At 69.7% G+C, this 8,921-nt stretch carries 7 protein-coding genes and 1 pseudogene; 2 read left to right on the top strand and 6 right to left on the bottom strand.

The window, feature by feature from the left end; genetic code table 11:
- Positions 1–469 (bottom strand): annotated as a pseudogene (locus VFZ09_RS25920) (hypothetical protein); the annotation flags it as partial.
- Positions 459–665 (bottom strand): hypothetical protein, encoded by a 207-nt coding sequence (locus VFZ09_RS25915; protein WP_329730341.1) that lies wholly within the window; start codon positions 663–665, stop codon positions 459–461. The gene VFZ09_RS25915 and the pseudogene VFZ09_RS25920, both read right to left, overlap by 11 nt.
- Before the next feature lie 433 nt (positions 666–1,098).
- Between VFZ09_RS25915 and VFZ09_RS25910 the strand changes: the two genes are divergently transcribed.
- On the top strand, positions 1,099–1,770 hold the full coding sequence (locus VFZ09_RS25910) for an HAD family phosphatase (protein ID WP_329730340.1): 672 nt from the start codon (positions 1,099–1,101) through the stop codon (positions 1,768–1,770).
- 36 nt (positions 1,771–1,806) lie between these two features.
- Here the strand turns inward: VFZ09_RS25910 and VFZ09_RS25905 are convergent, their stop codons facing one another.
- Together VFZ09_RS25905 and VFZ09_RS25900 are read right to left on the bottom strand one after the other, a co-directional pair.
- Positions 1,807–2,802, bottom strand: a complete 996-nt coding sequence (locus VFZ09_RS25905) for a fatty acid desaturase (protein WP_329730339.1) — start codon at positions 2,800–2,802, stop codon at positions 1,807–1,809.
- An 86-nt stretch (positions 2,803–2,888) separates the two neighbouring features.
- Positions 2,889–4,070, bottom strand: coding sequence for a vWA domain-containing protein (locus tag VFZ09_RS25900; protein WP_329730338.1), 1,182 nt, complete (start codon positions 4,068–4,070; stop codon positions 2,889–2,891).
- A gap of 231 nt (positions 4,071–4,301) precedes the next feature.
- Between VFZ09_RS25900 and VFZ09_RS25895 the strand changes: the two genes are divergently transcribed.
- A complete protein-coding gene (locus VFZ09_RS25895; RefSeq protein WP_329730337.1) occupies positions 4,302–5,702 on the top strand; it encodes an InlB B-repeat-containing protein in 1,401 nt (466 codons plus the stop codon).
- Between the two features lie 297 nt (positions 5,703–5,999).
- Here the strand turns inward: VFZ09_RS25895 and VFZ09_RS25890 are convergent, their stop codons facing one another.
- Positions 6,000–7,319: a sigma-54 dependent transcriptional regulator gene (locus tag VFZ09_RS25890; RefSeq protein ID WP_329730336.1), complete on the bottom strand. Its 1,320-nt coding sequence runs from the start codon at positions 7,317–7,319 to the stop codon at positions 6,000–6,002.
- Positions 7,312–8,805 carry a HAMP domain-containing sensor histidine kinase gene (locus tag VFZ09_RS25885; protein ID WP_329730335.1) on the bottom strand — a complete coding sequence of 498 codons (1,494 nt, stop codon included), beginning with the start codon at positions 8,803–8,805 and terminating at the stop codon, positions 7,312–7,314. The genes VFZ09_RS25890 and VFZ09_RS25885 overlap by 8 nt, the downstream gene beginning before the upstream one ends.
- Positions 8,806–8,921: the final 116 nt, after the last annotated feature.

The following is an 8,921-nucleotide window of genomic DNA, read 5'->3' as shown; positions in this document are numbered from 1 at the left end:
GCTCCTGGAGGGCCAGGACTTCCCCGGGCGACGTACAGGTGAGGAAGGGCGCCAGCAGTTCGTCACGGCTGGAGGAGAAGTCGGGCCAGCCCGGGGGCACGGCCTGCCCTCCGCACGAGGGCGGCTCCTGCGGGGAAGGCCCCGCGCTGGCCACCTCGGACGCGGGCGCCTCGCCCACGCTCACCAGGGCCGCGTCCGGGCCCAGTCCACGGGCGCTGCGGCGGCGGTGCAGCCGCTCCTGCGCGCCCGGCTCGGCGGAGAGGGCGTGCTTGCCCAGCTCGGTAGACGCAAGAGGGGAGGGGGCCTCGAGCGGGGACGCAGTCGCCGCCGTCTCTCGCAACGCGGAGAAGGCGCGGGAGCCCTCCGAGGTGCTGCCGCCCTGTCTCGGCGCCAGCGTGACGCAGCCGGTGGAGAGCAGCACAGCCCCCAGCAGCGCCGCCCACCTGGACGCCCACGCCTCAGCGCGCATGGTCCACCCCCAGGCCCAGCGAGGCGAAGGCACCCGGGCCCGATGCCCCATCAGTTACCTGGGCGTAGCGCTCCACTCCCCCCACATCGCCGCCTGGCAGCAGCGCCAGCCCGGTGGCCTCCAGGCGCGCCAGGTAGCGCCACGTGGCGTAGGCAGCTGGCAGGGGAGACTCGCTGTCGGGCGAGGGAGAATCCATTGCCCCGTCCAGCGCTGGACAGAGGCACAGCGGCAGCACGGCCCACGGGTGAGTCCTCATCGTGCGCGCCCTCCGGAAACACCCCAAGCGGCGGCGTCCAAGCAAGCAATACCCGCTCACTCCGGCAGGACGACTATCACACACGGCAATCACCTGCCTTCTTTCCGGGCAGGCCAGGCACGCGCCATCTTCTTGGGCGGTTGTGCTTCCAAGGGGCCCCGGGAGGGACTGAGGCCACGCGCTCGTCATACGAGAGGCGCTTGTCACGAAGTGAGGCGCCACGCCCGGGAGTGAGTCCCGGCCCTCCTGCCCGGCTGCTGGGGGGCTGGGAGGCGAGGCGCATGCCTCTCGGCCGTCCGGTTGCGGCCCTGGACTTTCCCGGGGGGCGACGGGGGTTGGGAGTGCGCGATTTCGTAACCGGAGGATGTACGGAGTGCCCAAGGCAATCGTCTTCGAGGTGGATGGGACGCTGGTGGACACCCACGTGCTGCGCGCGCGGGCCTGGCAGGAGGCCCTGGCGCGCTACGGCCGTCAGGTGCGCCTGCCCCGGGTGCTCGCGCAGATGGCGCGCATGGGGGACCGGTTCCTCTCCGTATTCCTCCCCGAGGACGAGTACCTGCGCTACGCCGACGAGCTGGCGAGCTTCTACCGGGCGCTCTTCCACGAGGAGTACCTGCACAAGGTGCGGCCCTTCCTCGGGGCTCCCGAGCTGCTGAGGCACCTGCGCGAGGACGGCTGGCGCATCGCCCTGGCCTCCACCGCGGACCCGGACGAGCTGGAGCACTACATCGAGCTGCTCGGGGTGGAGGCGCTCATCGACGCGCGCACCACGGACGCGGAGGTGGACCGCAACCGGTTGCACGAGGAGATTCCCGCGGAGGCCGTCCGGCTGCTGGGGCTCGATGGGACCGACGACGTGCTGGCCATCGCGGCGCTGCCCTGCGATGTCGAGGGCGCCGTGCGGCTGGGGATGCGGTGCGTGGGGCTGGTGTGCGGCGGCTTCACGGACGAGGAGCTCCGGTCCGCGGGGGCCATTGGCGTGTTCGGCACGCCGAGGGATCTGCTCACGCGCTACGCCGAGTCGCCCCTGGCGGCGGTGGGTTGAGCCGGGCCCCTCGCGGGCACCCGGCTCCCGTTCTGCTCAGGCGGCCTTGGCGGAGTCCTCGGCCTGCACCGTGCCGTCTCCCGAGCCGCCCGTGCGCGTCATTCGGCTGTAGAGCGACAGGGAGGGGTCGAAGAGGAACTTGAGCCACAGCGCCGTCCACGACGTGTGGTAGTGCAGCGAGTCGTAGAACTCGGGGGCGAGCTTGCGCACCTGGGGCAGCCGCGTCCAGGGCACGCGCATCACGTCGTGGTGCTCGTTGTGGTAGCCCACGTTGAAGGCCACCCAGTTGAGCGGCCCGTAGTACGAGTACGTCTCCTGGGGCGCCTTGACGAGGAAGTGCTCCTGGATCCACCGCGCGCCCAGTGGATGCAGGCCGATGGCGAAGATGGACGCCAGGAACATGTAGACGAGCGCGCGAGGCCCCAGCAGCGCCCAGACGCCCGCGATGAAGGCGATCTGGATGGCGAAGTTGGCGATGTACCAGCCATCGACGAGCGGGATGCGCTTGAGCCGCGACACGCGCATGGCCTGGAAGGCCCAGAAGTTGAGCTCCCAGAAGGCCTTGCCCCAGAACGAGTTGCCGATCAGCTTCGCCTCGAAGGGCGTGGCCAGGTCCGCGTCCAGCTCCGGGTCCCCCTGGAAGCGGTGGTGGATGAGGTGGTACTTGCGGAAGGACGCCGCCGCCGGGAAGAGGATGGGCAGGTTGGTGAAGAGCTGCAGCACGGCGTTGAGGCGCGGGCTGCGGAACACGAGGTTGTGGGTGCACTCGTGGATGAGCACCCACAGGCCGTGGTCGATGAAGGCGCCCACCAGCCACGCCGTGGCCAGCAGCGCCCACCACGGCGAGTCACGCAGGGCCCAGGCGATGGCCACCTGTCCCCCCACCAGCAGCAGCACGAAGAGGGCCGTGATGGGCGTGGGGCCGCACAGGTCCTTGATCTCGGGATGGGCACGCAGGATGGCGCGGGCCCGCTCCAGGTGGGGCTCCTTCTCCGTGCTACGGGCAAACTCCAGGGGGCGCGACGGACTCAAGACGCTTCCTTTCGGTCGTACGAGCGGGGGGCGGCGCAGCTTGGCACAGCCCTCCCGCTCGACGCCACGCGTCATATCACCGGCCCTCACTCCAGTGTGAAGCTCTGGGCCTTGGCCTGGGTCTGCACCGAGTCGAGGATGGCCTTGTCGAGCGTGTTCTTCCCCTCGGCGGCCAGCTCCTTCTGCTTGCCGGCCAGGTACTGCTGCCGCTCCTGGCTCAGCTTCTGGATGCGGGCCTGCAGCTCCGCGCGCTCCTTCTCCTTGGCCTCGAGCACGGCCTTGCGCTCCTCGGCGCTCTTGCCGCGCAGCTCCTCGGTCAGCTCCTCGTCCTTGAGCGCCTCCAGCTTCACCTTGCCCTGCTTGGTGCCGTCCACCAGGTCCCAGCTCGAGTTGTCGTAGAGCCGCGAGGCCTTGGACATGGCGCGCGTGGTGGCGCTGACGGCGTTGCCGCTGGCGTTGACGTCCTGGGCTTCCTGGCGCTTCTTGGACTCCGCGCCCGCGCGCCCGTAGCTCAGGTACGTCTTGTTCAGCTCCACGCCCAGCTTCGCGATCTCCTCGTCCTGGGGCGCGGCGATCATCGCGACGGCCTGGTTCTGGTCGATGTTGAAGGGCTGCCCGCCCGCGAAGCGCGCCGCCTCGGCCCAGCCGCTGTTCGCGCCGACCTCCGGGGGGCCGCAGTGGATGGTGTTCACCATGATGCCGTGCTCCTTCGCCGCGGAGATGGCCGTGCGGAACGCCACCGGCCCCTGGCTGAAGGGCTCGTTGCCCGCGATGTAGATGAGCTTCAGGTCCTTCTTGGACTTGCTCCACTCGAGCTGCTGCGTGGCCTTCTGGATGGCCTGGCCGCAGAACTCGCTGCCGCCGTTCGTCTTCAGGGCGAAGAGGTGCTCGGACACCCGGTCCAGGTCCGTGGTGAGCGGGACCACCTGGCGGATGTAGCCGCTCTCGGCGGAGAGCGTGTCGTTGCCGTACTCGTAGAGGGCGATCTCCAGCCGGGCCTGCTGGCCGTCCCGCTGGGCCTTCGCGAAGGCATTCACCACCGTCCACAGCTGGCGCTTGGTCTGCTCGATGAGGCCGTCCATGCTGCTGCTGGTGTCCAGGAGCAGGGCGATCTGCACCCTGGGCGCGGAGCTGGCCGCCTCGAGCGCCCCGGGCGTCACGGCGGGGCGGTTCTGCTGAGGGGCGGATTTGGTGGCGGGGGGAGACTCCGCGAAAGCGGAACCGGGCAGTGCCATCAGGCCGAGACACAGGAGCGAGTGCTTGATCATGGACGCTTCCACGAACGGCCCCGGAAAAGGTTTTATACCACCTGGACCTGGAGTTCGGCCCGGGGGAGGGGCTGGTGCTCCATCCCCATTTCTACCCGTACGTGGGTGACGGTGGCCGTGCGCTGACGGAGTCCACGCATCCCCTTCCGGGATGTGAGTGATGTCTCCTCTCCGTCCTATACTTTTCAGCATCCAAGACCTAGCGTCAAAGGTTTACAATGGAGGGAATGGATGCGAAATCGACGAAGTATTTCCGCCTGGGGCGCTGTCGCGCTGGGCCTGTTGCTCGTCAGCTCCGCGTCGGCGGCTCCCGCGTGGAACTACGGTGTCTTCGATGACGCCTGGCACTACGCCTGCGTCACGGGGAACTACGAAGTCCTGACCAAGGCCCAGGCCGGCTACTACGGCGACTCCTCGACTCCCAAGGTGGGCGACGTCTACTACGTCACCGCACGCCTGGCGGTGATTGGGAACGCCTGTTCCGGAGGTGCCCAGGTCTCTCCCGAGTTGCTTCTGCCGCCTCAGACGGTGCTCGCGATCAGCACGCAGAATCCCGTGCGCTGCGTCTACACCGAGATCTCGACTGGTGCGCAGTCCGAGCTCCCTCGCTCCGAGTGCCCGCAGACGCCGTACCTCGGGCCGAATGGGGGCCACGTCTTCTACCAGCCCCAGAACACGACCTTCCCCGTTCCCTACGGGAAGATGTTCGAGCTCTGGGTCCCCTTGCTGTCGAAGAAGACGCTGAGTGGCTCTTCCACCAACGAGTACTTCCGGGCCGCGATCAAGGTCATCACCGACTCGACGTATACCCAGTTCCCCCGGATCGGGGTGTTCGTCTTCCCGAACCCGCCGGCGATCTCCTACCCGAGCCCCTCCACCCTCACCCTCGGTGACACGACGGCCAGGACGGCTGGGAGACTTTGGAACCACTATACCCAGGGCAACGCCTACGCCGACCTGGGCACGAGCACCTCCTACGGACTCCCCGGGAAGGGCCCGTTCGCGATCGGTGACCATGACTGGGCCGATATCAACATCGACTGGTCCGGCCTCTCGCCCGGCACGACCTACCAATGGCGCCTGCGCTTCGTCTCCTCGACCGGGGTGACCACCTTCGGGGCGAACCAGACGTTCACCACCACTGGGAGCGCGACCGCCAGCTACCCGCTCGCGATCTCCGTCACCTCCGGCGGCTCGGTCAACGTGTCACCCAACCTCGCCAGCTACCCGGCCGGGAGCACGATCACCCTCACCGCGATCCCAGACACCGGCTCTCGCTTCAGCGCCTGGACGGTCGATGGAGTCCCCGCGGGTTCAGGCAACCCGCTCGTTCACACGGTCACCCAAGCCCACTTGATCAAGGCGACGTTCTCGACCGTTCCCCCAGGGACGGATGGAGGAACCGGCCCCGCTCCGGATGGAGGAACCGGCCCCGCTCCAGATGGAGGAACCGGCCCCGCTCCGGATGGAGGCTCGGGCTCGCCGCGTGATGGTGGCACGGGTGGCGGAGGCGGAGTTGCTCCCGACGAGGGCACGGGCGGCTGCGGCTGTGGCAGCTCGCCGGGCTCGGGCGCTGTCCTCGCGCTCATTCTCCTTGGAGGGCTGTTCCGCGGTAGCCGCCGCGAGACGTGAGCACGTCCCTCCCACCCGAGAGGTGGGTGGATCCTCCACCCAGCCTCCCGGTTCCCCGGTCAGGGACTCCCCCTCACCCGTCAACCGCTACTGACAGGCGATTCCCGGCAGGCCCCGGTACGCGCCCTGCGAGGTCCACCGCGTGTAGGGCGTGCCGCACGAGCCCGCCTACGGGTCATCGATGCCGTAGTTGGGCACCCAGTTCTCGAAGTGCGCGTGCTGGTCCCCGTGGGCGTGATGCGCCCGAGCGTGCAGGAATGAGTGCCCCGATGAGTGCCCCGGCCTCCGCGCTCCGCCTCAGGAGAGCCCCAGGTGCTTCATCCGCGCGTAGAGCAGCGCCCGCCGGATGCCGAGCAGCCGCGCCGCCTGCGCACGGTTGCCCTTGGCGCTCTCCAGCGCCCGCTCGAGCAGCCGCCGCTCCAGGCGCTCGAGGTTGCGCGTGAGATCCAGGTCGGAATCCTCGGGCAGCGGCTCCTGCGACGCCGCGCCCCTCGGTTCGAAGTCCGCCACGTCGAGCACCTCGGCGGTGGACATGACGCAGGCGTTCTCCACCGCGTGGAGCAACTGGCGGACATTGCCGGGCCAGTCGTAGCTCACCAGGTGCCGCATCGCCGCCTCGGACACCGCGCGCCGCTGGGCGCTCGCCCGGCGCAGGAAGGCGTCCACCAGCAGCGGAATGTCCTGCCGCCGCTTGCGCAAGGGCGGCACCTCGATACGCACCACGCCCATGCGGTAGTAGAGGTCATCGCGCAGCGAGGCCTGGGGCGCCCCCGGCGTCACCGGACGCGAGGTCGCCGCCAGGATGCGCGCCTGGGAGACGAGCGGCTCGGTACCTCCCACGCGCTCGAAGCGCCCATCCTCGAGCACGCGCAGCAGCTTGCTCTGCAGCGCCAGGTCCATCTCCCCCATCTCGTCCAGGAAGAGGGTGCCCCTGGCGGCCAGCTCGAAGCGGCCCTCGCGCCGGAGCGTGGCCCCGGTGAAGGCGCCCTTCTCGTGTCCGAACAGCTCGCTCTCGATGAGGGAGGGGGACAGCGCGGCGATGTTGACCGCCACGAACGGCTCCGCCCGCCTCGCCGAGTGCGCGTGAATGGCCTGGGCGACGAGCTCCTTGCCCACGCCGCTCTCGCCCGTGATGAGGACCGGCACGTCGCTCGCCGCCGCCCGGCCAATGGCCTTCCAGACCTCCAGCATCGCGGGGCTCGAGCCGATGAAGGTCCCCTCCGAGTGCCGCTCCACCCGGGCCACCGGAGGCGTGCGCACGGCGCGGGCCACGCTCGCCAGCAACACCTCGAGGTTGAACGGCTTGGTCACGTAGTCGAAGGCCCCCTCCTTCATGGCGCGGATGGTGCGCTCGCTGTCTCCGTACGCGGTGGCCATGATGACGGGGACCCCGGGCTTCATCCGCCGCAGCTCCGCGAGCAGCGCCAGCCCGTCTCCGTCCTTGAGGCGGATGTCCAGCAGCACCGCGTCCGTTCTTCCCTCCTGCAACAGGCGCAGCCCCGCCTTCACCCCGTCCGTCGCGCGCACGGCATACCCCGCCTCCTCGAGTGTCGAGGCGAGCGCCTCCCGAATGGTCCGGTCATCGTCGATGACGAGGATGCAGGGCACGTCAGGCATCTGAACCTTCCATGGGGAGGGTGACGACGAAGCGCGTCTCACCCGGCTCCCGGTGATAGGCGAGGCTCCCCCCGTGGGCCTCCACCAGGCTGCGAGACAGGAAGAGGCCCAGTCCGGTCCCCTCCGGCTTGAGGGTGAAGAAGGGCTCGAAGAGCTCGCCCTCGCGCTGGAGGGGAACGCCTTCGCCCCGGTCGACGACGATGAGGCGCACCTGCTGCTCCGAGCGCTCGAGGTGGATGCGCACCTCGGCTTCCCGCGGGCTGGCTTCAATGGCGTTGCGAACGAGGTTGTCGAGCACCCGGATCATCTGCTCGCGGTTGGCCATGCAGAGGGCGGAACCCTGGCGCACCAGCCTCACGCGCCGCTCCCGCGCCAGGGATTCGGCCGCACGCAGCCGCTCGTCGGCCAGCGCCCCGAGGTCCACCAGCGCCTTGGTGGGCGCCACCTTGCGCGCCACGAGCAGCAGCGAGCCGACCACCTGATCCAACCGCTCTATCTCCTGGAGGCAGGTGGCGATGTCTCCCTTCGAGCGCTCATCGAGCCGGCGGCGGAGCATGGTGTCCAGCAGCAGCTTCATCCCCGTGAGGGGGTTGCGCACCTCGTGGGCCACGCCCGCGATGACCCGTCCGAGCGACACCAGGCGCTGCTCCTGTCCGAGACGGCGCTCCAGCAACCGCTCCCGCTCCTGCGCCGCGATGAGTCTGTGCGCCATCGTCCGCAGCCCCTCCGCCAGGCGCGCGAACTCCTCCGCCCGAGGCCGTGGCACCTCGGTGTGGAGATTCTGGGCGAGCCGCTCCTGGGCCTGCAGCAACTGCGCGGCCCCCCGCCGCAGCAGCCACAGCGCCTCCGCGGTGAGTCCGACGAGCGCCAGGGTGAGGACACCGATGAGGCCGACGTGGACCGCCCACCCGGCCCCCGTGCCCTCCCGAGCACGGTTGGGCAGCCGCACGAGCGCCCAGGCCGCCACCGGGCGCGCGGTCCCCAGGACGGAGATGAAGAGGACGTCCTTGGGGGCGGTGAAGCGCCCGTGTTCCAGGTGCCCGGCTCGCTGGGCGCGGCACGCCTCCTCCACGGCATGCTGGTCCAGAGGGAGCAACCGGTGGGGGCGGTTGAAGACATGCGCATGCGGCCCATTCGCGAGCCTGGGGTCCGGCTCGGAGATGGGCGGCGCCACGGTCTCGGTGAGCAGCAGCGTGCCATCACTCGCGCAGTAACCCGCGCTCGCATCCACGAGCGGGGCCAGGAGCGAGGCGACGAAGCTCCGCAACCGCGCCTGCTCCGCCGGAGCGCTGGCCGCCAGCTCGAGCGACGGGTTGGCCTCGAGCTGACCCGACAGGGCCTCCACCACGGTATCGGCCTGGGCGAACGCGGCCTTCGCCCTCTCCGTGGCGCTCTGCGCACGCAGTTGCAGCACCGCGAGCGCCGCCGCGCCGAGCGCGATGACGGCGAGTCCGAGCACCAGAATGAAGCGACGGCGAAGCGACATCTGACCTGGAGCACCATAGCCCGCGGGCCCCCGTGTCCAAAAGCGTACGCTCCGGGTACACCTGCACGGCCTGGGTACAACGGCGGATGCCCTAAAGGGTTGAAACCATTGGAAGT

This window comes from Archangium sp., from assembly GCF_036277355.1.
Classification (GTDB): domain Bacteria; phylum Myxococcota; class Myxococcia; order Myxococcales; family Myxococcaceae; genus Archangium.
The sequence above is the reverse complement of the archived record's forward strand: the minus strand, read 5'-3'. Positions and strand labels throughout refer to the sequence as shown.

Bases quoted from the DNA above. Each gene is read 5' to 3' on its own strand.
- VFZ09_RS25915 (WP_329730341.1), bottom strand. From the start codon at position 665: ATGGATTCTCCCTCGCCCGACAGCGAGTCTCCCCTGCCAGCTGCCTAC.
- VFZ09_RS25900 (WP_329730338.1), bottom strand. From the start codon at position 4,070: ATGATCAAGCACTCGCTCCTGTGTCTCGGCCTGATGGCACTGCCCGGT.
- VFZ09_RS25895 (WP_329730337.1), top strand. From the start codon at position 4,302: ATGCGAAATCGACGAAGTATTTCCGCCTGGGGCGCTGTCGCGCTGGGC.
- VFZ09_RS25890 (WP_329730336.1), bottom strand. From the start codon at position 7,319: ATGCCTGACGTGCCCTGCATCCTCGTCATCGACGATGACCGGACCATT.
- VFZ09_RS25885 (WP_329730335.1), bottom strand. From the start codon at position 8,805: ATGTCGCTTCGCCGTCGCTTCATTCTGGTGCTCGGACTCGCCGTCATC.